This is a genomic window from Mesobacillus maritimus, assembly GCF_019749255.1.
Taxonomy (GTDB): domain Bacteria; phylum Bacillota; class Bacilli; order Bacillales; family Cytobacillaceae; genus Mesobacillus_B; species Mesobacillus_B maritimus_A.
In genome coordinates this window covers 42,386-65,286 of record NZ_JACWFH010000017.1, presented here as the reverse complement: position 1 = coordinate 65,286, position 22,901 = coordinate 42,386, and the positions used below count along the sequence as shown (strand labels likewise).

At 39.4% G+C, this 22,901-nt stretch carries 24 protein-coding genes and 2 pseudogenes; 19 read left to right on the top strand and 7 right to left on the bottom strand.

What is annotated here, in order from left to right; genetic code table 11:
- Positions 1-26: 26 nt before the first annotated feature.
- Both H0185_RS14450 and H0185_RS14445 read right to left on the bottom strand, forming a co-directional pair.
- On the bottom strand, positions 27-593 hold the full coding sequence (locus H0185_RS14450) for a DUF2812 domain-containing protein (protein WP_221874208.1): 567 nt from the start codon (positions 591-593) through the stop codon (positions 27-29).
- Positions 580-897 carry a PadR family transcriptional regulator gene (locus tag H0185_RS14445; protein ID WP_221874228.1) on the bottom strand — a complete coding sequence of 106 codons (318 nt, stop codon included), beginning with the start codon at positions 895-897 and terminating at the stop codon, positions 580-582. The genes H0185_RS14450 and H0185_RS14445 overlap by 14 nt, the downstream gene beginning before the upstream one ends.
- Before the next feature lie 501 nt (positions 898-1,398).
- Between H0185_RS14445 and H0185_RS14440 the strand changes: the two genes are divergently transcribed.
- From H0185_RS14440 to H0185_RS14420, 5 genes are all read left to right on the top strand, one after another.
- Complete coding sequence (locus H0185_RS14440; protein ID WP_221874207.1) at positions 1,399-2,274, top strand: AraC family transcriptional regulator; 876 nt, start codon at positions 1,399-1,401, stop codon at positions 2,272-2,274.
- Positions 2,275-2,603: 329 nt separating this feature from the next.
- Complete coding sequence (locus tag H0185_RS14435; RefSeq protein ID WP_221874206.1) at positions 2,604-4,724, top strand: MMPL family transporter; 2,121 nt, start codon at positions 2,604-2,606, stop codon at positions 4,722-4,724.
- A gap of 49 nt (positions 4,725-4,773) precedes the next feature.
- Entirely contained in the window at positions 4,774-5,445 is a 672-nt protein-coding gene (locus H0185_RS14430) for a response regulator transcription factor (RefSeq protein WP_221874205.1), read from the top strand.
- Positions 5,442-6,830, top strand: a complete 1,389-nt coding sequence (locus tag H0185_RS14425) for a sensor histidine kinase (RefSeq protein WP_221874204.1) — start codon at positions 5,442-5,444, stop codon at positions 6,828-6,830. The genes H0185_RS14430 and H0185_RS14425 overlap by 4 nt, the downstream gene beginning before the upstream one ends.
- 3 nt (positions 6,831-6,833) lie before the next feature.
- The gene (locus H0185_RS14420; protein WP_221874203.1) at positions 6,834-7,232 is read left to right on the top strand and encodes a hypothetical protein; all 399 of its coding nucleotides are present in this window, start codon (positions 6,834-6,836) and stop codon (positions 7,230-7,232) included.
- A 95-nt stretch (positions 7,233-7,327) separates the two neighbouring features.
- Here the strand turns inward: H0185_RS14420 and H0185_RS14415 are convergent, their stop codons facing one another.
- The gene (locus tag H0185_RS14415) at positions 7,328-8,020 is read right to left on the bottom strand and encodes a hypothetical protein (protein ID WP_221874202.1); all 693 of its coding nucleotides are present in this window, start codon (positions 8,018-8,020) and stop codon (positions 7,328-7,330) included.
- Positions 8,021-8,251: 231 nt separating this feature from the next.
- Between H0185_RS14415 and H0185_RS14410 the strand changes: the two genes are divergently transcribed.
- Genes H0185_RS14410 through H0185_RS14400 form a run of 3 tightly spaced genes read left to right on the top strand, consistent with a single transcriptional unit; the run spans position 8,252 to position 11,406 of the window.
- The gene (locus H0185_RS14410) at positions 8,252-8,620 is read left to right on the top strand and encodes an ArsR/SmtB family transcription factor (protein ID WP_221874201.1); all 369 of its coding nucleotides are present in this window, start codon (positions 8,252-8,254) and stop codon (positions 8,618-8,620) included.
- Positions 8,613-10,736, top strand: a complete 2,124-nt coding sequence (locus H0185_RS14405) for a heavy metal translocating P-type ATPase (protein ID WP_221874200.1) — start codon at positions 8,613-8,615, stop codon at positions 10,734-10,736. The genes H0185_RS14410 and H0185_RS14405 overlap by 8 nt, the downstream gene beginning before the upstream one ends.
- A gap of 46 nt (positions 10,737-10,782) precedes the next feature.
- A complete protein-coding gene (locus H0185_RS14400; protein ID WP_221874199.1) occupies positions 10,783-11,406 on the top strand; it encodes a class I SAM-dependent methyltransferase in 624 nt (207 codons plus the stop codon).
- Between the two features lie 180 nt (positions 11,407-11,586).
- On the opposite strand, the gene H0185_RS14395 is transcribed toward H0185_RS14400, so the two are convergent.
- Complete coding sequence (locus H0185_RS14395; RefSeq protein WP_221874198.1) at positions 11,587-11,745, bottom strand: hypothetical protein; 159 nt, start codon at positions 11,743-11,745, stop codon at positions 11,587-11,589.
- A gap of 390 nt (positions 11,746-12,135) precedes the next feature.
- On the opposite strand from H0185_RS14395, the pseudogene H0185_RS14390 reads away from it, so the two are divergent.
- Positions 12,136-12,297, top strand: a pseudogene (locus H0185_RS14390) (alanine:cation symporter family protein); the annotation flags it as partial.
- On the opposite strand, the pseudogene H0185_RS24060 reads toward H0185_RS14390, so the two are convergent.
- A pseudogene (locus H0185_RS24060) lies at positions 12,292-12,570 on the bottom strand (TerC family protein); the annotation flags it as partial. The pseudogenes H0185_RS14390 and H0185_RS24060 overlap by 6 nt on opposite strands.
- A gap of 165 nt (positions 12,571-12,735) precedes the next feature.
- Here H0185_RS24060 and H0185_RS14380 point away from each other — a divergent pair.
- The 8 genes from H0185_RS14380 (at position 12,736) to phoU (ending at position 19,273) form a co-directional block, all read left to right on the top strand.
- Complete coding sequence (locus H0185_RS14380) at positions 12,736-13,134, top strand: nuclear transport factor 2 family protein (protein ID WP_246629205.1); 399 nt, start codon at positions 12,736-12,738, stop codon at positions 13,132-13,134.
- A 483-nt stretch (positions 13,135-13,617) separates the two neighbouring features.
- Positions 13,618-13,950 carry a PadR family transcriptional regulator gene (locus H0185_RS14375; RefSeq protein ID WP_221874226.1) on the top strand — a complete coding sequence of 111 codons (333 nt, stop codon included), beginning with the start codon at positions 13,618-13,620 and terminating at the stop codon, positions 13,948-13,950.
- Entirely contained in the window at positions 13,947-14,621 is a 675-nt protein-coding gene (locus H0185_RS14370; RefSeq protein ID WP_221874196.1) for a DUF1129 family protein, read from the top strand. The genes H0185_RS14375 and H0185_RS14370 overlap by 4 nt, the downstream gene beginning before the upstream one ends.
- 507 nt (positions 14,622-15,128) lie before the next feature.
- The gene (locus tag H0185_RS14365) at positions 15,129-15,959 is read left to right on the top strand and encodes a phosphate ABC transporter substrate-binding protein (RefSeq protein ID WP_246629204.1); all 831 of its coding nucleotides are present in this window, start codon (positions 15,129-15,131) and stop codon (positions 15,957-15,959) included.
- A 56-nt stretch (positions 15,960-16,015) separates the two neighbouring features.
- Positions 16,016-16,924 (top strand): phosphate ABC transporter permease subunit PstC, encoded by a 909-nt coding sequence (pstC, locus tag H0185_RS14360; RefSeq protein WP_221874195.1) that lies wholly within the window; start codon positions 16,016-16,018, stop codon positions 16,922-16,924.
- A 2-nt stretch (positions 16,925-16,926) separates the two neighbouring features.
- The gene (pstA, locus tag H0185_RS14355; RefSeq protein ID WP_221874194.1) at positions 16,927-17,751 is read left to right on the top strand and encodes a phosphate ABC transporter permease PstA; all 825 of its coding nucleotides are present in this window, start codon (positions 16,927-16,929) and stop codon (positions 17,749-17,751) included.
- A gap of 20 nt (positions 17,752-17,771) precedes the next feature.
- Positions 17,772-18,599, top strand: coding sequence for a phosphate ABC transporter ATP-binding protein PstB (gene pstB / locus H0185_RS14350; RefSeq protein WP_221874193.1), 828 nt, complete (start codon positions 17,772-17,774; stop codon positions 18,597-18,599).
- A gap of 14 nt (positions 18,600-18,613) precedes the next feature.
- Entirely contained in the window at positions 18,614-19,273 is a 660-nt protein-coding gene (gene phoU, locus H0185_RS14345; RefSeq protein ID WP_221874192.1) for a phosphate signaling complex protein PhoU, read from the top strand.
- A 137-nt stretch (positions 19,274-19,410) separates the two neighbouring features.
- Here phoU and H0185_RS14340 read toward each other — a convergent pair whose 3' ends face one another.
- The gene (locus tag H0185_RS14340; protein ID WP_221874224.1) at positions 19,411-21,006 is read right to left on the bottom strand and encodes a multicopper oxidase family protein; all 1,596 of its coding nucleotides are present in this window, start codon (positions 21,004-21,006) and stop codon (positions 19,411-19,413) included.
- A 397-nt stretch (positions 21,007-21,403) separates the two neighbouring features.
- On the opposite strand from H0185_RS14340, the gene H0185_RS14335 reads away from it, so the two are divergent.
- Both H0185_RS14335 and H0185_RS14330 read left to right on the top strand, forming a co-directional pair.
- Entirely contained in the window at positions 21,404-21,700 is a 297-nt protein-coding gene (locus tag H0185_RS14335; RefSeq protein ID WP_221874191.1) for a hypothetical protein, read from the top strand.
- A 222-nt stretch (positions 21,701-21,922) separates the two neighbouring features.
- Positions 21,923-22,408, top strand: coding sequence for a hypothetical protein (locus H0185_RS14330; RefSeq protein WP_221874190.1), 486 nt, complete (start codon positions 21,923-21,925; stop codon positions 22,406-22,408).
- A gap of 109 nt (positions 22,409-22,517) precedes the next feature.
- Here H0185_RS14330 and H0185_RS14325 read toward each other — a convergent pair whose 3' ends face one another.
- Positions 22,518-22,769 (bottom strand): hypothetical protein, encoded by a 252-nt coding sequence (locus tag H0185_RS14325; protein WP_221874189.1) that lies wholly within the window; start codon positions 22,767-22,769, stop codon positions 22,518-22,520.
- Positions 22,770-22,901 lie beyond the last annotated feature (132 nt).

Below are 22,901 nucleotides of genomic sequence, written 5' to 3'. Positions count from 1 at the left end.
GAATGATTCATTCCCACTCTGTAAAACTATTCCTCTTTTAACATTGAATACTTTCGATAAGCATGATAGAAACTGCTACCGAAAAGAAGAACCATAAGTGCGGGAAGCAACTTCAAAAAGACAAATGGCGTTTCAAATATAAAGGCTTTCCAAAATAATGCTCCTTTCATACCCCAAAGTCCTTCATGGTATAAAGCCGAATCCTTGTAGAGCGTATAAGAATAAACCAAACATAGCATCCCCAACCAAAAGGAGTAGTTCATTAATCTTTTATAGAAATTCCCATAGGATTGGCGATCTGAGAAGATTTCATTGTGATGATTGTCTTCTTTTTGCCAATACCGTATTCCACTAAGCGAGGACCCCTTAATATAGTTCCAACCAAAATCTTCATAGAGTCCTTTGTATTCCACGAACTTATTTTTAGGTAAATATTCTTGATAATCTAGTCGCATAACATATCTTTTGTCCGTTTTTTCGAAAGTGTATAAACCTAATCCACTAATATTTGTACAACGATAGCCTTTTTGTAATTGCTCGTTTAACCATTGCTGTTCTTTTTCAATATTAAAAAACACTCTAAACTTCATCATTTGACTCACTTCCTTCATACAGGGATAAAATATGCAAGAGTCTGTCTTGTTCCATTTTCAAAATGGCGCTTCCTTCTGTTGTGATCATATAAACTTTTCTTCGACCTGAATTTCCTACAGGTTCTATCCAACCATGTTTATTCAAGTTTTCAATCGCACCATATAAGGTACCAGCCGCTAAAATAACGGAGCCATTACTTAATGTTTCGATTTTCTGCATGACGGCATAGCCGTGGAGTGGCTCACGTAGAGCTAATAATATATAATGCATGGTTTCAGACAACGGCAATAATTTATGTTTTATCATAATTCAAACCCTCTATTCAGTTCAACTATATAGTTTGACTTTATATTAAGGTATTACAGTTCAACTGAATAGTCAACAGTATTTACAAAATTTATTGAAAGAACTGAAAAATTAGGTGAACATTTAAACTCATAAAAGGGAAGAGGGAAGGCCGCCGGAAGGCAACTTTGAAGAAATTTTTTACAATAGAATGACAAAAAGGGTATCGTAGAATGAAATATTGTACCCAGAACCATCTGGTTACAAAAGGGGCATTCAACATATTAAGAATGAAAAAAGGTATAGTAGTGATAAAAATAATTTGATACCTTTTTAAAGCTCTGTCTTCCATAAACGGGACAGATTGTTAGGGAGCTTAATAAAAGGCTTAACATGAATTTGTGAAATGAAACAGTGGCCAGAATAGTAAACAAAGGATTAATCCGACAAAATGGTGCACGGAATGTCGGACTGACACATTCATATCCTGTTATTGTATTGATGAAAGGAGGTCATAGAATGGATTTGCTCAAAAGCATGAATGAATCAATGAAGTATATTGAGGATCACCTCATTAGTGAAATAGATTTCAAAACCGTCGCAAGAATCACTCATTGTTCTGAATATCATTTTAAAAGAATGTTTTCTTTTCTTGCAGGTGTGTCATTATCAGAATACATTCGCCGGAGACGATTGAGCTTGGCGGCATTTGAGCTTACAAATAGTCATCTAAAGATCATTGATATTGCGGTTAAATATGGATACAATTCACCAGATTCTTTTACTAGAGCTTTTCAACAGTTACATGGTGTCACCCCATCAGAAGCAAGGAATAGCGGACAGCCATTAAAAGCCTTTCCACCAATGACCTTCCAATTGTCAATTAAAGGGGGAAATGAAATGAATTACCGAATTGAACAAAAAGAGAGTTTTAACATAGTTGGGATTATGAAAAGAGTTCCGATTATTTTTGAAGGGGAAAATCCAGAAATTACAGCGATGTGGAAATCGTTTACGATGGAAAAAATAGACCAATTAAAAAAACTTTCAAATGTTGCACCAGAAGGGATCATTCAAGCTTCAACAAACTTTTCTGAAGGACGAATGGAAGAAAAAGGGGAACTTGATCAGTATATAGGAGTGGCAACCTCACAAGAAAGCCCTGAAAACTTTACAAAATTAGAAGTCCCCGCCTTAACTTGGGCGATATTTGAATCAACGGGACCTTTTCCTAGTACACTACAGGAAACTTGGGGAAGGATTTATTCTGAGTGGTTTCCATCTTCAAATTATCAAATAGCAGAAGGACCAGAAATCTTATCGATTAAAACTCAAGATTTAACTTCACCATCCGTGACAAGTGAAATTTGGATTCCGATTTTAACCAAGGAATAATATTTTAGAAATTTGAGCTGTTTTGGCAGCTCTTTTTTTATAGATGCGATGATTGTGAAAATAAATTCGTTAATAAGATCCTCTTCAATCGGTTCAAAGAATGGTAGATAGGGCACAAAATTATTGCGTCCCACGAAGTTTACGCTCTGAAGGATGAAGATGAGGTGACAGGCACCATCCAGTTTCTGGATGGTGCCTGTCACCTTTTCTGGACATAGTACGCTGTCACCTTTTCTGGGTCACCTTTTCTGTAAACAAAAGTTGAGATTCAGTTTATCTTCGTGAAGTAAGATAGTTTTCGGAATGAAAGATTGAAGGAGGAAACTATTTTGAGAAAACTGCTACACCGGATTACGGATTGGGTGTCAACGAAGCGTGGGATGTGGATTACGATTCTTGCCTGGGTTGTCCTTATGGTTGGATTAAGCGCAGGACCAAAACTTGGGGATTATAAGGTCACCAATTTCCAATCGCTTCCTAATGACGTACAATCGATCATCGCTGAGAAGAAAACAGAAAAATTATTCCCAAATGAGCAGGGAACACCAGGAATCCTTGTTTTCCATAATGAACATGGAGACATTGATCACGAAAAGGCGAAACAAATTATTAATGGGATTGTAGCTGAAGAGATCAAAGGAATAGAAACGATTGTTGATCTTAATCAACTTCCACCTCAAGCATTAAACAGTTTTATTTCGGAAGATGGTTCAACGATGATTGTTCCGATGAAATTAGAAATGGGACTTGGCAATAGTGACTATGCCGAAATCAATGACAAGGCTTTTGACATTGGGAATCAAATTGCCACTGAACTTGAAGATGTCTCATTTTATATCACAGGTCCTGCAGGGATTGCCGGGGATACGGTAAAATTGTTTGAACAAGCGGATGTGGTCCTTTTACTAGTGACGATTGCCATCATTTTAGTATTGTTGATTGTCATTTACCGCTCACCGTTACTTGCCTTTATTCCACTTCTTGCAACCGCGATTGTCTATCAGGTTGTCAATCAAAGTATTGCTTTACTTGGGGCAGGTGGACTAGAAATTAATAACTCCACAACCTCGATCATGAGCATCCTGCTATTTGCGGCGGTCATTGATTATTCCTTATTTGTGTTTTCACGTTATCGGGAGGAACTCAACACGTTTGAAAGCAAATATACGGCAATGAAATCTGCGATGCGTGCAACTGGTGAACCTGTATTTTTTGCCGGAGGTACGGTACTCGCTGCGATGCTCATCTTATTTTTAGCGGATTTCCGTGATTATCAAAACTTTGCTCCAGTCTTCGGCTTGGCCATGTTCATTATCATGCTTGCATCGATTACATTAGTACCTGCTTTATTTACGTTATTTGGTAGGAAAGCCTTTTGGCCAAAGGTTCCGAAGTATGGTCATGAAAAGGAAACCAAACACGGAATTTGGGGGAGAATGGCTAAATTTGTGGTCAATAAGCCAGGTATCTCAGGCGGGATCATTCTGGTACTCTTAGTAGTGACCGCATTGAATGTGTTTAACCTTGAGTTTGAATTTGACCAAGTCAAAAACTTCCCTGAAGATATGCCTTCTCGTGTGGGATACGAAATCGTTGAAGATAAGTTTAACAAGGGAGAGCTTGCTCCTTCCACTTTGCTAATTGACAGTAGAGAAGCTTTAACGGAAAATGATGTAACGTCAATTATTGAAGAGCTTCAAGGCGAGGATGAAATTGCCTCTGTACGATTAACGGCACAATCGGAAGACCAAAAGGCAGTAAAACTAAACGTTGTGTTTTCAATGAGTCCATATTCTACCGAAGCGATGAATAAGATGGAAGATTTACGAGAAGATACCTCCGAGCTATTAAAAGAACTTTCCATCTCTGCCGAAGCACATTATAGCGGAGTAACGGCAAAACTTGTCGATGAGCGCGATGTGAATAATCGAGATATCTATACGATTGTGGTCTTTGAAACCATCTTAATCTTGATTCTCTTATTTGCGTTAACGCGTTGTATTAAAATGCCGATCTATATGATGTCAACCATTCTCCTTTCCTATGTATCTGCTTTAGGGTTAGGCATTTTCCTAGTCGATGTCTTATTTGGTCACGACGCAATAAGTACGCGGGTACCTGTTTATGCGTTCATCTTCCTCGTGGCTTTAGGCATTGATTATAATATCATTCTTGCATCCAGATTTTTGGAGGAGAGAAAAACGCATCGGGTAAAAGATGCACTAGAAATTGCACTCCGCAATACTGGTGGCGTTATCTCATCTGCGGGTCTTATCCTAGCCGCAACCTTTGCTGCCTTGACCACGATGCCGATAGCAGATCTTTTTGTATTTGGATTCATCGTTGCGATTGGTATTCTTATTGATACCTTTTTAGTGCGCGGAATGCTTCTACCTGCCTTCATTCTACTATTTGAAAAAGACAAGCAAACCTCGCATCATAACCAATAATAAGCAGACAAAGAGGTTTCTTTGGATGGTCCTTTAGGAGGTTTAGTCTATGAAAATTCTCGTTGTGGATGATGATGTCTACATTCAGCAGCTTGTATCGATTCATTTAAGCCGCGAAGGCTACCAAGTATATCGAGCGAATCATGCTGAAGAAGCTTTGGACTTTTTAGAAGAAAAAACAGTTGATTTGGCGATTGTAGATGTGATGATGCCAAAGATGAACGGATTTGATCTGACAAAGATCTTAACAAAGGACTTTGATATCCCCGTCATTCTGCTTACGGCCAAAGGACAAATCGATGACAAAGAACAAGGCTTTTTATCTGGTTCTGAAGACTATATTGTCAAGCCTTTTGAGGTGAAGGAACTGTTATTCCGGGTTGCGGCTGTTTTACGACGTGTGGAGCGGTCGATGGAAAGCATCGTAAAAATAGGAAATGTGATGATGGATCGCAAAAACTTTGAATTAGTCATCGATCAGAAAACCATCCTTCTCCCCCTGAAGGAATTTGAACTACTAAGCCTTTTAGCTTCGCGGGTGAACAAGATTACACCTAGAAGTCTACTAATTGAACAAGTATGGGGATTCGATTATGAAGGCGGAGAGCAGACGCTTAATACGCATATGAACCGAATCCGTGAGCGTTTAAAAAAATACGAGGCATCGATTGAAATCCAAACGGTTCGAGGAATTGGCTATAAGCTAGAGGAAAAAGAATGAAAACACTCTACCGGAAATTCACTGTTGCAACGCTCGTCATTTTAGCGACTAGCCTAACAATTGGATTTGTTTTAGCGAATTTGATTTACATGACATCAACAAAACAAAAGATTGATGAGCAAAATGTAGAGATTGCTGAAGGCATCGCGTTAACCCTCGGGAGGATGCATGCTGATGTTTCATCGTTTGAACCGTTCTTGGAATCCGTAGGGGAACTTGGCTACCAGATTTACGTGATAAATGAAGCAGGCGAAGAAGCTTATTTTGGCCGGCCTTTTACGAAGACAAGCCTTCCAGATGAAGCCATGAAGGTCCTAAAAGCGCAAGAGATTTATCATGGGATGAGTCAATATAAGTTTTGGATGATGGGGCATTTTTCGAATGATGTCACAAATACAGTAGGGGTCCCATTCACGATGAATGGACAACCATACGGATTGTTTTTGCGGCCCAATAATAAACTGCTTTTTTCTGATATCCACATGATTCTTGCCTGGTTTTTCATGGCAATCGCGGTTGTGAGTATCATCGGAGTTCTCTTGATGGCGAGACAGCTTATTAAGCCGATTACCAATTTAACGGAAGCGACGAAAGAAATTGCCCGTGAAAATTTTAATTATCCGTTAAAGATTGAGCGAAATGATGAGATTGGTCAGTTGGTTGAAAGCTTTAACATCATGCAAAAGCAGTTACAGCATAATGATGAAGCGCGTAAATCGTTCATCAACAATGTTTCACACGATTTTCAGTCTCCTTTAATGAATATTCAAGGTTATGCTGAGCTTTTAATGTCGAAGGATATTACGGACCGTGAACATCAAGAATACGTCCAAATCATCGATCATGAATCAAAGCGGCTTTCTACTTTAACCAAGCAGCTCCTGCTTTTAACATCTCTTGATCAAAATACTTATTCGATGAAGGTGTCAGGAGTCCAATTAGATGAACAGATTAAACAAACCATTCGTCGATTTCAATGGCGTCTTCAGGAAAAGGAAATAGAAGTTTCCTATAGTCTGCCACCTGTTCAAATCAAGGCGGATGCAGAGCTTATGAGTAATGTATGGGACAATTTGTTGACCAATGCGATAAAGTACAACAATCATATGGGGAACATCTGGATTAGTTTAACGGAAGATGACACCTCGCTAACGATTATGTTTAAAGATACTGGAATCGGGATGTCCCAAGAAAATATTTCGCAAATTTTCGATCGTTTTTATCGGGTTGATTCTTCGAGAAAAAGAGACGGAACAGGGCTTGGCTTAGCGATTGTGAAACAAATTATTGACTTGCACGAAGGGGAAATAGAGGTAGATAGTAAAATTGGCGTGGGAACAACCTTTACCATTAAACTCCCACTAAATCATAAACTGGAGGAATAAGAAATGGAACAAACCTGGAGTATACGATTAATTCGCTTTGCAGCGATCTTTGGAATCATTGGTACTTTTATTGGCTCGCAAATGTCTGGAAATATGGATTATTCCATGAGACCCATACATGCCCATATTCTGCTTGTCGGCTGGCTTTCTGTGTTTGCATGGGGAATCTTTTATAAAGTTTATAAAATCAAATATAAAAAACTCGTCTCCATCCATAGCATCCTTGGGATGCTAGGCGCATTAGGATTGACCGTTGGAATGTGGATGTATAATCTTAATCCGTTTAATCTAGATGAAACCTTTGTCATGATCCTCTTTATCGTTGGCGGCTCGTTGCTGTTGCTAGCCTTCTTCCTCTTCGTACTGATTACTTTTTTCATAGAAAAGCAGGAGAGTAACTAGAGTTAGAGGAAGTCATTTAGTAGTAGTTTGAGAGACGAGAAGGAACATTGTAAAAATATGAAAAAGCCTCAATCCGTTTAGGGTTGAGGCTTTAGTTATTTTATATTTTGTACTTGAGAGGCCCCGTCATGGACATTTTCGGAGGTTTCGGCGAAATTTTGTCCTTGAGAACGGTCGTCAAGGACATTTTTGGAGGTTTTAGTGAATTTTTGTCCTTGAGAGCGGTCGTCAAGGACATTTTCGGAGGTTTCGGCGAAATTTTGTCCTTGAGAGCGGTCGTCAAGGACATTTTTGGAGGTTTCAGCGGAATTTTGTCCTTGAGAGCGGTCGTCAAGGACATTTTCGAAGGTTTCGGCGGAATTTTGTCCTTGAGGGCGGTCGTCAAGGACATTTTTGGAGGTTTTAGTGAATTTTTGTCCTTGAGAGCGGTTGTCATGGACATTTTCGAAGGTTTCGGCGAAATTTTGTCCTTGAGAGCGGTCGTCATGGACATTTTCGAAGGTTTCGGCGAAATTTTGTCCTTGAGAGTGGTTGTCAAGGACATTTTTGGAGGTTTCAGCGGAATTTTGTCCTTGAGAGCGGTCGTCAAGGACATTTTTGGAGGTTTTAGTGAATTTTTGTCCTTGAGAGCGGTCGTCAAGGACATTTTCGGAGGTTTCGGCGAAATTTTGTCCTTGAGAGCGGTTGTCATGGACATTTTCGAAGGTTTCACCGAATTTTTGTCCTTGAGAGCCCGCCTCATGGACATTTTTAGAGTTTTCGCCGAACTTTTGTCCTTGAGAGGCCATCTCATGGACATTTTCGAAGGTTTCGCCGAAATTTTGTCCTTAAGCAAGGCAAGCTAAGCTATTTCGCCCGTTATAGGCAATAGGCACCTATATCGTATCTAAGAGCAACAAGGTTTCCGAAAAGATCCAAACTAAAAAGAAATAATAAAAATATTCAAATGATTCTTTGACTGTTTGAGCATTTTTTCATATACTAATACTCAAACGAGTATTTGAATGAGGCGGGATGCAATGAAGAGCCATGATGTTTGTGAAACCACCTGTTTTGATGAACCAAAAGTAAATCGACTGAAGCAGGAGATTTCAGAACAGAATCCTGCAGAAGTTTCGAAAATTTTTAAAGCGTTATCGGATGATACTAGAATTAAGATTGCCTTTTCGTTAAGTCTTGAAGAGGAATTATGTGTATGTGACGTTGCCAATATCGTTGGGTGTACAACCGCTACAGCTTCCCATCATTTAAGGCTTCTACGAAATATGGGATTAGCTAAATATCGCAAAGAGGGAAAATTGGTTTTTTATTCTCTTGATGATGAACATGTAAAGCAACTGATCCACATTGCTTTTGCTCATCACAAGGAGGTGGAATCTCGTGGATAAAGCACTAGAGCAAGTAAAAAATGTTTACCGAGTACAAGGTCTCTCATGAGCAAGCTGTGCTTCTAAGTTCGAAAAGAACGTAAAACACCTGGATGGTGTTTCAGATGCAAGCATCAACTTTGGTGCTTCCAAGCTCACGGTTTATGGGGATACTACCATTAAGGATCTTGAGAAGGCGGGCGCATTTGAAAACTTAAAAATCATTCCTGAAAAAGAACGATTTGAAGAAGGCAAAGAACCTTTCTATAAGAAACACTTAACACTTCTGTTATCATTTGTTTTTTTATTAATTGGATGGTTATCCGGATATGTATATGGAGAAGGAACTCTAACTTCCGTATTAGCCTATGCAGCTTCAATTTTAATAGGAGGGTACAGGCTCTTTGCTACAGGTTTAAAAAACCTCTTCCACTTCCAATTCGATATGAAAACATTGATGACGATTGCCGTGATTGGTGCTGCTTTCATTGGAGAGTGGGGAGAGGGAGCGACTGTCGTGATTTTATTTGCCATCAGTGAAGCGCTTGAAACGTATTCCATGGATAAAGCTCGACAGTCCATCCGGTCATTAATGGACATTGCACCGAAAGAAGCCCTGATTCGCAGAGGAAATCAAGAAATGATGATTCAAGTGGATGAAGTTGTGGTCGGGGACATTATGATTGTCAAACCTGGACAAAAAATTGCCATGGATGGAATCGTTGTAAAAGGAAATTCAGCCGTAAACCAGGCAGCCATTACTGGAGAATCTGTGCCAATCGCGAAAGCAACCCATGATGAAGTGTTCGCTGGCACTTTGAACGAAGAAGGGCTTCTTGAGGTCAAAGTAACCAAACTTGTGGGTGACACGACGATTGCGAAAATTATCCACTTGGTTGAGGAAGCTCAAGCAGAACGAGCCCCATCTCAAGCCTTTGTGGATACATTTGCGAAGTATTATACGCCGGTCATTATGCTCATTGCCTTTGGAGTGGCCGTGGTACCTCCGTTATTTGGCGCAGATTGGAATACGTGGATTTATCAAGGTTTAGCGGTTTTGGTGGTGGGATGTCCTTGTGCGCTTGTTGTCTCAACACCAGTATCCATCGTGACGGCCATTGGGAATGCGGCAAAGAACGGTGTCCTCATCAAGGGTGGGATTTATCTCGAAGAAATGGGCTCAATCAACGCCATTGCTTTTGATAAAACAGGAACCTTAACAAAAGGATTTCCGGTTGTCACCGATTATCTTCCGCAAAATGGAGCTTCAGACGATCTTTTTAAAATGATAGCGGCGTTAGAAAATGGTTCACAACACCCGCTGGCTTCTGCCATTCTGAAAAAAGCAAAGGAAAAAAACTTAGATTTTCTTAATGTTGATATCAGTGACTTTGCTTCGATTACGGGGAAGGGCATAAAAGGAAAGATCAAAGGCGAGACCTATTATGTTGGAAGCCCGAACTTATTTGAAGAAATCCTACCGAACGGGATAAGCACTGAAGGAAAAGAAGAAATTGAAACCCTACAGAACCAAGGGAAAACCGTAATGGTTGCTGGAACCTCAAAGGATATATTGGCGTTAGTCGCAGTGGCCGATGAAGTCAGAGAGAACAGTCAAAAAGTGATCGAAACCCTCCATTCCCTAGGGATTGAGAAAACAATCATGTTAACGGGTGACAACTCTAGAACTGCACAGGCCATTGGCAAGCAAGTTGCTGTTACGGATATCAAAGCAGAGCTATTACCTCAAGATAAACTGAACTATATTAAAGACCTTAAAAACGAATTCAACTCCGTTTCCATGGTTGGGGATGGTGTAAACGATGCGCCTGCGCTCGCTGCTTCAACTGTTGGAGTGGCTATGGGAGGTGCTGGGACAGATACAGCACTTGAAACAGCGGATATCGCCCTCATGGCTGATGATTTAGGGAAACTCCCTTTTACAGTGAAACTAAGTAGAAAAGCCTTAGCCATCATTAAGCAAAATATCACTTTCTCCATAGGGATTAAGCTTGTGGCATTGTTGCTCGTTATTCCTGGTTGGCTGACTCTTTGGATTGCCATCTTTGCGGATATGGGCGCTACCTTACTCGTTACCTTAAACAGCTTAAGACTTCTCCGAGTGAAAGATCATTAACGAGAGCTTCCCAGCAATGGGAAGCTTCTTTTAAGGAGATAAAAGGATGAATAATAAATGGAACAAAATCATTTATACATTATGGTCGCCGGTTTATGATGTATTTTTTAATACAGGCATCTTCCTTCAGGCGCGAAAAAAAGCATTCGAAATGTCTCCCTTCAAGGAAGGTCAAAAAGTATTAGTTGTTGGGGTTGGAACAGGCGCAGAGCTAGAATGGATTGACCATTCTAAGCTAGATGTTACGGCAATAGATTACTCACCTGACATGTTAAACAAAGCCAAAGCGAAATTTAAGGATTCATCAATTACCTTTATCCAAATGGATGCTCTACAGTTAAACTTTAATGATGAGTCTTTTGATGTTGTCGTTGGAAGTCTGATCCTTTCGGTGGTTCCTAATCCAAATAAAGCTGTTGAGGAAATGATACGAGTGGTTAAACCAAACGGGAACATCATCCTGTTTGACAAGTTTGCACCAAAGGACGGAAAAGTGTCGGTGTTAAAGAAAAGTTTGAGACCGATTATTGCAAAGTTCGGAACAGATATTGGAATTAACTTTGAACAATTGATTTCGAGGTACATGAACCTTGTAGAAATCAATGAAGATATCGCCTTAATGCTTAGGGAGATGTATAGAAAAATCATCCTAACAAAGAGAACAGGATGATTTCGATAATATGAAAAATCTGCTTGGAGTCATGTGCTCCAAGCATTTTCTATGGTGTTTGCTATTGGTTATGTCTAACACAGTTCATATGGGACTAGATGTTCATTAATCTAGCTAAGCTTTCCCTTTTTATCCCAACGATTTGAACGCTAGGATTCCTAAATAATTAGAAAAAGATGATTAATCTCGCATGGCTCCAGCTTCTCGTGAAGTCATCGCACCTTGGCCTGCCTGCACGTCTCTTTGAATTTCTTGTTTCACCTGTTGTGGGTCCGTACCAGAAAATTCTGGTTTCATGATTGAATTCGAAACCCCTTTAGTTTGACGATGCTGTTTCATATTCCTACCTCCTCTTTTTCCACGGAACAACCTTATTATTTACAAGGCAGACTTAGGATATCATCTTTTATTTCATTTAAGGTGCATGGAGGTATTGTTCAGATGTAAATCGTTCAGCAACTTAGAAAAAAGGACCACGCTAATGTTTTTATTTTAAAGATTTCATACTAAGGTCAATTCCTACCTATTCCTTCAATGCTGCCTCATCTATTTCGTACCAAGAAACGAGGGGAAGTGCCTTTGAGGACCTGTGAAAAGTGATAAAGATATTTCGCCAAAACAAATATTGAGATGGAGGGACCATTCCCTGTCCTAGAAACATGGATTGTGACCTATCCACATGTCTAAATTTATTATAGTACTTATTGTAAATACGGGAAAAATTAGGAAGGGGTTGCAACGGCCATTGCACTTGGAGGACCTGGTGCTGTCTTCTGGATGTGGATGATTGCCTTAATCGGTGGAGCAACGGCTCTCATTGAAAGTACACTTGCACAAGTATATAAAATAAAGGATCCAGATACGGGATTATTCCGTGGTGGGCCTGCCTACGATGGCAAAGGCCGCTATTTCTAATCCTGGTCGCGATCTTAGTAAGGTTACGAACAAATTAGCAGCGAAACGCATGATGATTAGACCAATCATTCCACCTACAAAGATGACAAGGAATTTCCCTCCATCCATTCCACCAATCTGCGGAAGATTTGTGTTTGGAAGTGTCATGGCTAAAGCTACTGCAGCAAGAGTCGAATCAAATGCAAAGGCGATGTCGGCTAACTCCACTTTAAGAACCGTTCCCCAAAACCCTGATTTTTTCTTCTCTTTTGCTTCCAGGGTGAATTTATGGTACCGAAAGAAACGTAACTTGTAGTGAAAAATCAGATTCAGAATTTCCTTTGTTTTGCTGTAGGCACAAGACGCTTTTTTACCATTTATATGAAAATCATGTATGATTGAGTTGCCAACAATACAAAGGAAAGGATGATGGATATGAATCATGACCAGCAAAAGGATCATGCAAGGTTAAATAAAGAAATAGCGGTTTCTTTTCTGCAACTAGTTGCTTCAGGAAGAGTTCGAGAAGCCTATAACACATACATAAGTCCGGACTTTTGCCATCATAACCCATATTTTCGTGGAGATGCAAATTCACTGATGATAGCAATGGAAGAAAATGCATCAAAAAATCCTGATAAGAGTTTTGAGGTTAAGCGTGTAATTGCAGAGGGAAACCTTGTTGCCGTACATTCACATGTAAAACAAAAACCAGAGGACCTTGGAGTAGCTGTTGTTCATATCATGAGATTTGAAAATCATATAATTGTGGAAATGTGGGATTTAGGACATCCTGTTCCAGAGAATTCCCCTAATGAGTACGGGATTTTTTAGAACCTTTGAAATAGGACCTACTATCATGATGCGTTAAAGCGTTGACCACAAAAGGATTGACGCTTTTTTTTATCTTGAAATCTATCTTATTACACTATGTGCTAAATACACATAGTTTATTGCCTTTTTCCTCGTCTAATATTTTGCGGGAATGCGGTGTCTTCAGCTCGTATCTGGTAGGTAAGGGAGGAGAACGGAGAAAGTTATTTAATACTAGTGAAGAATATCTTTGCAATAAAGATGTGTATAGCAGTAAAGCATGGATGAAGATTGGTCTTCAATAGCGGAAGATTGGTCTAGGCTATCAAGACGATGAACTATTGACAATAAACAGAAAAAAATTTACAATTTTAACAACTACTATGTATAACAAAGTAGTTGTTTTTTAATGAGCTATCTTGTTTTACCAAATACCGTGCATTTCATTATTTTTTTACTGCGCACTACCTTGTATAACATATTAGTGGAGAAAGGGTCATGAATATGTCGATAAGAAGCCAATTGTTAAAAGGAATTTTAGACGGGTGTGTGTTGGCTGTGATTGAAAAGGAGCCTGTTTATGGATATGAACTTTCACAAAAGTTGCTGAGTATTGGTTTAGCTGAAGTGAGTGAAGGCACGATTTATCCCATTCTTTTAAGGCTCCAAAAGAATGGACTGATACGAGGAGAAATGCGCCCGTCAGAATCTGGACCAAATCGGAAATATTATTTTTTGACAGAAACGGGGCATGAGGCACTAGAGACGATTATCGCTGAATGGAAGCAACTTTCTAAGCCTGTGAACGAACTACTGATTGGGAGGAGAGAAGGATGAACGCAAAAAAGTTAATTGAAGAGAACAATCTGAAAAGAGAAAGATTAACGCCTGAAAATGAAGCTTATTATAGTAATTTACTTCTTTATATTCGTCTTCAATTTTCTCTTTCTGAACAGCAATCTGAGGAAGTGTTGATGGAATTACTAGATCATTTACTGGACGGACAAAAGGCTGGGCAAACAGCTGTAGACATATTTGGTGATAATCCAAAGGGGTTTGCAGATGAGCTGATTGAACAGCTTCCAAAAGAAGAAAAGAGACAGCTAATCCCATACTTTGGAGGCATTATTGGAACGATTATCGGCTGGTTTTTAATCATTAGAGGCTTTCTTTTTCTGCTACTTTCGCCATTTACCGAAGTAAAGACAATGGTTTATCCATTATCTTCGATCTGTATAGCACTTGTAATTGCTGGGTTTGTTATTTGTACCATTGTGCTAATCTTAAAATTAATTAAAAGATCGTTGTTTAAAGAAAAGGACAATACTACAAAAAGCTCTATCCTAGCAGGAGTGGTTGCTGCCTTAGGGATGGCCGTAGTTTTATTAGTAGCAAAGTTTATGCCAGAAATAGGCCCGGCCTTTGACTTTTCCTGGTGGGCATCCATCCTTGGTGGAGGTGTTGTTTTACTCATTAGATATGGGAGTAAAAAATTCAACTCCATGTAAAGTTAGGTGAAAGGTGCTGCTCTAAACAAAAAGGAAGGAATTGAATGTCCTTTTCTCCATTTCGTGAGAGTGAAGCCTTACTTCTGAAATTAATCTATTGTTTTCATTTTCCTTTTTCCCGACAGAGTTTGTTTTCAATGAGTCAAGATGTCTTGGAGTTTCATAAGTGATAACAAGTATGGATAATCTGCGTTTTAGAGTTTTTCGCATTTTACATTACACTATAAATCGCACAAAAAGGTACGTAAATCAAATGATTACGTACCTTTTTTTGTATTTATGCATTCATTTCCGGTTAACGCTCATCCTAAGAAATATTGAAATTTTTTATTCTTCATTAGATTAACCATTGCTGAAGCGATGGATGATAATTTAATATTCTGTCAATACAATTTACAATATCTTAACAATAGATTAACGAAAGATTAACAACAAATCGGTATATTTTTCACATCAAGAAATAAATGAAACTGCAACCGGGCTTTAATGCCTCATGGAGGTTATAAAATGATCAATAAACGAACTAGAATCTTTTTCCCGATTCTGCTCATCTTATTCCTAACTGCTTGTGGAAATAACGATGATGCTACTGGTAATGCTGGCAATGGTCCTACCATTCCGATATCGGGATCGACATCTGTTGGACCACTAGCTGAGAAATTGGCTGAAAAGTATGGAGAGAAAGAGCAAGTGAAAATAGAAATTAATCAAATTGGTTCTTCGGCTGGGATTACGAATGCACTGAATGGAGTGTCTGAAATTGGGATGTCCTCCCGTGATTTAAAACCTGAGGAAAAAGAAAGTGGATTAAAGGAAACAGTGATTGCCTATGACGGAATCGTTGTCGTTGTTCATCCAACCAATAAAGTAAAAGATTTAACGTTGGAGCAAGTAAAAGGTATTTTCACCGGGGAAATCACCAATTGGAAAGAGCTTGGCGGGGAAGACTTGGAAATCGTTGTTGTATCCCGTGAAGATGGTTCTGGTTCCCGTGATGCGTTTCAAGAAATTGTCGAATACTCATCTGGGGAATTAGTCAAAAGTGCCATTGTTGCTAGTGGGAATGGAAATATTAAAACAACGGTGGCGACGAATAAGCATGCTGTGGGATTCATTTCATTTGAATATGTAGATGAAAGTGTTGAAGCTGTCGACATTAATGGTGTTAGTGCGACGGCAGAAAATGTGTTAGAAGGAAGTTACCGTTTGTCCCGACCGTTTTTATTTGTTCATAAGGATGAGAACTTAACACAAGAAGGACAAAAGTTCATCGATTATATTCTGAGTGCAGAAGGACAAGACATTGCAAAAGAATCTGGAGCCATACCTGTACAATAATTTTATGCTCAACATCATGTAGCATGTTTGGGAGTTAATAACGGAGGAATGTATGGATGTCTAGCCTACCTATGAAAAATGAACATCAGGGAAAGTCAAATAAAAGAAAATACATGTTAGAATCCCTTTCAGGAAGAATCTTTTTGTTTTGTGCGCTTCTTTCTGTCATCAGTTTAGCTTTAATCATTGGATTTGTTTTCTATAAAGGAGCCCACCCGTTTGTCGCAGAAGGGTATAGCTTTATGGACTTTATCCTTGGATCAGACTGGGTTCCCAGTGAAGACCAATACGGAATCCTCCCGATGATCATTGCATCCATTTACGCGACGATTGGAGCACTTATTATTGGAGTTCCGATTGGATTATTTACGGCCATCTTTTTAGCTGAGATTGCCCCTAAACCAGTTGCCAGAATTCTTTCACCGGCTGTTCAGCTGTTAGCAGGTATTCCTTCTGTCCTTTATGGTGTTTTTGGACTAGCAATCATCGTACCTTTTTTACAAGACAAATTTGGATTAGCCAAAGGACAAAGCTTAATTGCGGTTATCCTCGTATTAGCTATCATGATGCTCCCAACGGTTGTAACTGTAGCGGAAACAGCCATTCGTGCGGTACCAAAAACGTACCGAGAAGGATCCTTAGCATTAGGAGCTTCCCCAATTGGCACTATTTTTAAAGTAGTGGTTCCAGCAGCAAAATCAGGAATCATGACGGCAATCGTCTTGGGGATGGGACGAGCGATTGGGGAGACCATGGCCGTTATCTTGGTTGCAGGGAATAGTTTACTGATCCCAACTAGCTTAACAGATAGTTTGCGTCCGTTAACGACGAACATTGCCTTAGAAATGGGTTATGCGTTTGGGACGCATCAAAACATGCTATTTGCAACAGGGATTATTTTATTTTCGTTCATCTTAATCCTGAATTTTGTCTTAGCTAAAATTAGCGCGAAAGGAATGCATTAACCTTGAGGAAAATAAAAGATCAATTCTACCTGTTCCTGCTTTGGTTTGCGGCGTTCTTAACCGTCGCGTTCTTAGTCACGATTGTAGGGTACATCTTTTATAAGGGAATGGGCTTGATAAGCTTTCATTTTATCTTTGGTGATTATTCGCCAACGGGTGGGGGCGGAATTTGGCCGATGATTGTAACCACTCTTTATACCATCGTCATTTCCTTAGTCATTGCCACTCCCATTGGGATAATGGCCGCTGTTTACTTACAAGAGTATGCGAAACAAGGAAAATTAGTAAGAATCATTCGATTTGCAACGGAAAGTTTAACAGGAATTCCATCGATTATCTATGGATTGTTCGGTGCGGTATTCTTTGTCACAAGTCTAAAGTTAGGAATGTCGATTATTTCTGCATCCCTGACATTGACCATCATTACATTGCCGGTCGTGATTCGAACAACCGAAGAATCATTAAAAACCGTTCCTCATGCTTATCGTGAAGGTTCATTAGCGTTAGGAACCACGAAGTTGCAAACACTTTATAAGGTAATCTTGCCAAGTGCGATGCCAGGAATCTTGTCAGGAATTATTCTCTCAATGGGAAGAATAATCGGAGAATCGGCGGCTATCTTTTTAACAGCAGGAACGGTAGCGGCCATGCCTGCAAGTATATTCTCATCTGCACGGACACTGACCGTTCATTCTTATTTAGTTACCCAAGAAGCAGGTGATATTGAACTTGCCGCCGCGATAGGGATTGTCCTTATTGTGATTATTTTAGTTTTAAATCTTTCTGCAACCTATATTTCCAAAAAATTCGATAAAGCGAACTATTAAACGAAGAGGGAGAGTGAAGGATGAATACAACAACACTCGAGCGAAACCGTACGGAGAAGAAATCAGTGACAAGTAAAAGTAGTTCACAGTCTGATACTCAGACAAAAATCAGTGTAAACAACCTTAATTTATTTTATGGAGAGAAACAAGCTCTCTATGAGGTTTCAATTGATATTAATGAAAAAGAAGTCACGGCACTCATTGGTCCATCAGGATGTGGAAAGTCTACGTTCCTTCGTACATTAAACAGAATGAACGATTTAATCGATGGCGTTCGGATCAATGGTCAAATCAAGATTGACCAAGAAGATATTTATCAATCGAATGATGTCATTAAATTGCGCACTAAAGTGGGAATGGTGTTTCAAAAGCCGAATCTGTTTCCAATGAGCATTTATGATAATGTGGCGTACGGTCCACGAATGCAAGGGATTAAAAACAAAGGTGAATTAAATAAAATTGTGGAAGAAAGCCTTCGTGGGGCAGCGATTTGGGACGAAGTGAAAGACCGTCTCAAAACCTCTGCACTTGGACTTTCAGGCGGGCAACAGCAACGAGTTTGTATTGCAAGGGCGATTGCGATGAAGCCGGATGTTATTTTAATGGATGAGCCTACATCTGCCCTGGACCCCATATCTACGTTAAAGGTAGAGGAACTGATTGCGCAAATGAAAAATGAATATACGATTGTCATTGTAACTCACAATATGCAACAAGCGGCCCGTGTTTCAGATAAAACAGCGTTTTTCTTGAACGGAGAAATTATCGAATTTGATGAGACGAGTAAGATCTTTTCAATGCCAAGTGATCAAAGAACGGAAGACTATGTAACTGGTCGATTCGGATGAGTGGAGGATGAAGTATGGTTGTTCGTGAAAGTTTTGAAAGCAGTTTAAAGGAACTGGAAGAGAAAATAGTCGAAATGGAAAGACAGACCATTGTCATGCTAGAAAAAGCTTTTAGCTCACTTAAGACACAAGATATTGAAGGTGCATTAAGGGTGTTAGAAGAAGATGACGAGGTCGATGATCTAGAGGAAGAAATTAATCGCTTAGCCCTTTGGCTTATGGTAAAAGAACAGCCGGTAGCGAGAGATTTACGAATGATTATCGGTGCCATTAAAATTTCATCTGAGGTGGAACGGATTGCCGATTTTGCCGTCAATATTGCAAAGGCGACCCTCCAAATTGGAAAATCAGACAGCAAAGCAAATACCGCAAAACTTGAAGAAATCTTGGGCATCTGTCTCAGCATGCTGCAAAAGTCGCTTAAAGCCTTTTTTGAAGGAGAGATGTCCCTTGCAAAAGAAGTGGGTGACATGGATGACAAGGTGGACGAATTAAGTGATCTCGTGTACCGAGAACTAACAAGCTATTTAAGTGAGCATCCTGAAGAAACGAACCATGTGGTCCAATTACTATTTGTCAATCGTCACCTAGAAAGAGTGGGCGATCATATCACAAATATTGCAGAGAGTGCAGCCTATTTAATTAAAGGCAGAATCTATGACTTAAATCCTTAAATGAAAAAGCGATTTCCTGATGGGAATCGCTTTTTTGCTACTGAAAATAGGGAAAGACAGAGGGTGTGATTGGCAACTAGAAAATAAAATTAGCTATAAAAAATTCTTTTATTTTATCGAGATGACTTAAACTCATTTCAATGATCCTGTGGGTGATGGTTCCTATTTGTAAATGATGAACCAGTCCCCCCGTGCCGGTCAACCACTCTAAACGGTCGCATCATATCATAGTCTTCGTGCTCTAAGATATGACAGTGGTAAACATAATGCCCTGCATAAGGAGCGTATTTTCCAATGACCCGTGTCATCTGTCCAGCAGGCGCAGCGACGGTATCTTTCCACCCTCGTTCGTGGGGTTCGGGTGGTTTAGGCGGTCCTGTGAAAATGATTTGACCATCTTCATTATAACGCTCCAAATCAAAAGGCTGGCGTTCCAAAATTTGAAATTGAATCAAATGAATATGCATTGGATGGGTGAAGTTTGTTGTGTTCATAAATGACCAGATTTCAGTTGAGCCTAGTTCTGGTGTAATCTCGATTGGGTCATGCCATTTTTTATTATTGAGCAATAAAAGGGGTCTACCGAACTCATCTGCAGAACCAACTAACTTTACGATTCGGTTCGATGTGATTTTGTTATGCTTTAAAGAACGAAAATCCGATAATATCTTCGGAATCACACTTCTGTCTTCTCCAGATAAGGGTCTTGTCACCTTAAATTTCATGACTTCATTTGTTTCGTCTTCTGGACTAGCATTTTCTCCAAGATTATTCATTAAGATTAGTTCTTTTCCTTTCATGTTACTAAAATCAATGATGACATCAATACGCTCAGCAGGTTGCATCGGGATTGTTTCTAATTTTACCGGTCTTCGCATTAGACCTCCATCGGTCCCAATCTGGTAAAAGGAAAGACCTGCTCCTAATTGCAATTGGTAGCTCCGTGTATTCGAGGCGTTTAATATCCGAAACCGATATTTTCTTGGCTCGACCTCTAAATAGGGCCATACTTTTCCATTTACTAAAAGAGTGTCGCCAGTAAACGCAGGCACAATCGATGGGTTAGGGAGGTTGTCGGCTGCATCGTCAGGCTGCTGAGGATAGAATAAAGACCCATCAGGATTGAAAGAACGATCCTGGATGATTAAGGGGATTTCATACTCTTTCTTTGGAAGATTTAAGGATTCCTCCCATTTATCACGGATTATATAGGCTCCTGCTAGGCCGGCATAGTTATTCAGTCTCGTTAAGCCCATCGCATGGTCATGATACCAAAGCATGGTCGCTCGCTGGTGATTCGGATATTCGTACACTTCTCTTTCAAAAAACGGACCTACTTCTTCAAAGTCTTTCGTAAACCAGGCCTCTGGATAGCCGTCGCTTGGTTGAGGAGTTTCGCTTCCGTGTAAATGGGTAACCGTTCGGACTTCAGGCATTTCATGAGCATGAAAAGATGTATCCACAGGAAGGAAATGTTTAGTCGGCAGGTTATTCATCCATTTCACTTGAATCGGCTCTCCTTTATTTGCCTCAATCAGCGGTCCTGGTACTTGACGATTATATCCCCATACCTTTGTGGGAGGTAGATCTCTATGAAGCTTTTGTTCAAATTCCTCCATTATCACCTCATAGTAAGGTCCATCCTTGGTCATCCTTTTTGGTTTTAACGTCTTGAGTATCGGCAATGGATCAACAAATTTCGTAAGTTTCGTACTGGCGGGTTTTGAACCCATGTGTTTCTCATGCAAATGTACCACCTCTTTTTCCATTCATTACTATAAGAGATGGCAAATACACAGATTTAGGAAGGGCGTATATAATGGTTTTTCTGATATCCTGAAAATGGGACACAGGGACGGAGATCTAGTTTCGTTCGGAATTCAGGTTTGCTCGTTTCGTATTAGGCCTTAATTGCTATATTAGGATTTAAATGGATTGTTACTGTTTACTACGATTAGGAAGAAATGCTTATTTTAATGAGTTACCCTGTCAATTGGTAGAAAAAGGAGAGTTATATTGATATAGTTTAAGAAGGTTTAGAGGTTGAAGGCCTATAAATTATAGCTTATTTTTTCAAAAAGTAAGCTTGCTGCTAGTTATTTAGGATCAGATTTTAGGAGTGAGTAGAAGATGGATAGAGAATACAATCTCAAACAGTTTGTAGGTGGAAAATACGATTGGTTTTCGAGAGGTAGTTTTCGGATCTTTACCTTTTTAATCCTTTTTTCACCTGCATTTACATCTATGTACAAAGAGAACGTGCTTCTTTACTTCGTTTTTGTAGGACTGATTACCATGAATAATTTATGTGTTGAGTATTTTTCGATTGCTAAAAAGGGCAACGAACCTAAAGAGTATACAGGGTTGTTTATGTTAATTAGCTTACCGATTAACATTATATTGTTGTTGATTTTCTATATTCTCTAAACCTTTATCATTCTCTTTTTGAAGCATAGGAATCCTTCGTGTTTCATAGACTAGAGTACTTAATCATAAGGAAAATCAACCTGTATCAGGAAGGACTAGCGGATCACTGCTAGTCCTTTATTGATGGAAGAGATGTAAGGCAACTCAAGATATAGATAGAAATGTAGCTTGTGGTAATTTATGACTCTTTGAACGTAACGTTGACTAAGTAGGTGGTTTTAGATGAGGCTAATGAAGGACACTATAAAGATGAAGTTTGGTAAGACCTCTTATGTTCGGAATCAAATGAGTAATTTTTCATTTGCTTGGAAGCATCCCATCATTTCGTGTCGGCTTTGTATCAAATATATATTCAGCTGGATCATGAGACTGGATTATTCTTATGCTCCTTATGTTCATCGCTATTCGACTTTTTTCTTTTCGATTGCGTTAAGAGCTTTTTTATGGATTTATTTTGGCATGACCATTGGGATATTAACCAATGATTTGCCTGATGGGATGAGGATGTTGACAGAGATTCCATTCATTGGTGCGATGGCATGCATGTTGCTCTTTTTTTTACTCGTGGTTACGAGGTTTGTCATCGTAATCTTAGAAAAAATTAGGCTAGTAAAAACAGATCAAGTTTTTTTATATGGAATAGGAGTGACTTTCGTTTATGGCTTTTTGATCTTAATGGCCATTGGAAGTGCATTGACGGATTTTTAAGCAGGAGTCAAGGAAAGCTGCATGGTACGCTGTTATCGACAAGGCTAAAAATAACCAGTCCCCATGGTTCACAAAACTCGCCATCTTCATAGGATGGCGAATGAATTTATTAATCTAGAAATCTGAAATGCTCATTAAACCAGTCATCCCACCGTCCATTTTCCTTTTCTTGAATCCCTAATCGAACTGCTTCGATTGCGCTGTGACCAGCTAAGTACATGTGCCCTGATTCATCTTCCACTAGAACATCATCCCCGATGATTTCGGCTCGATATTCTTTTCCTTCTTTGTAGTCGATCTTTTTGCTGTCATCTAAATTAAAAGAGGTTATTATACATAGTACCTTCGTTTGTTTTGGCATTTAAATCTCTCCCTCCATAAGCTCGGTCCCGTGAAACTATTTTTATTAATGGTACCACAACACCCATAGGGGAGTGGTCCAATATTACACGTAGGTTATTCACAGTGGGATAAAACTTATAAAGTGTGGATA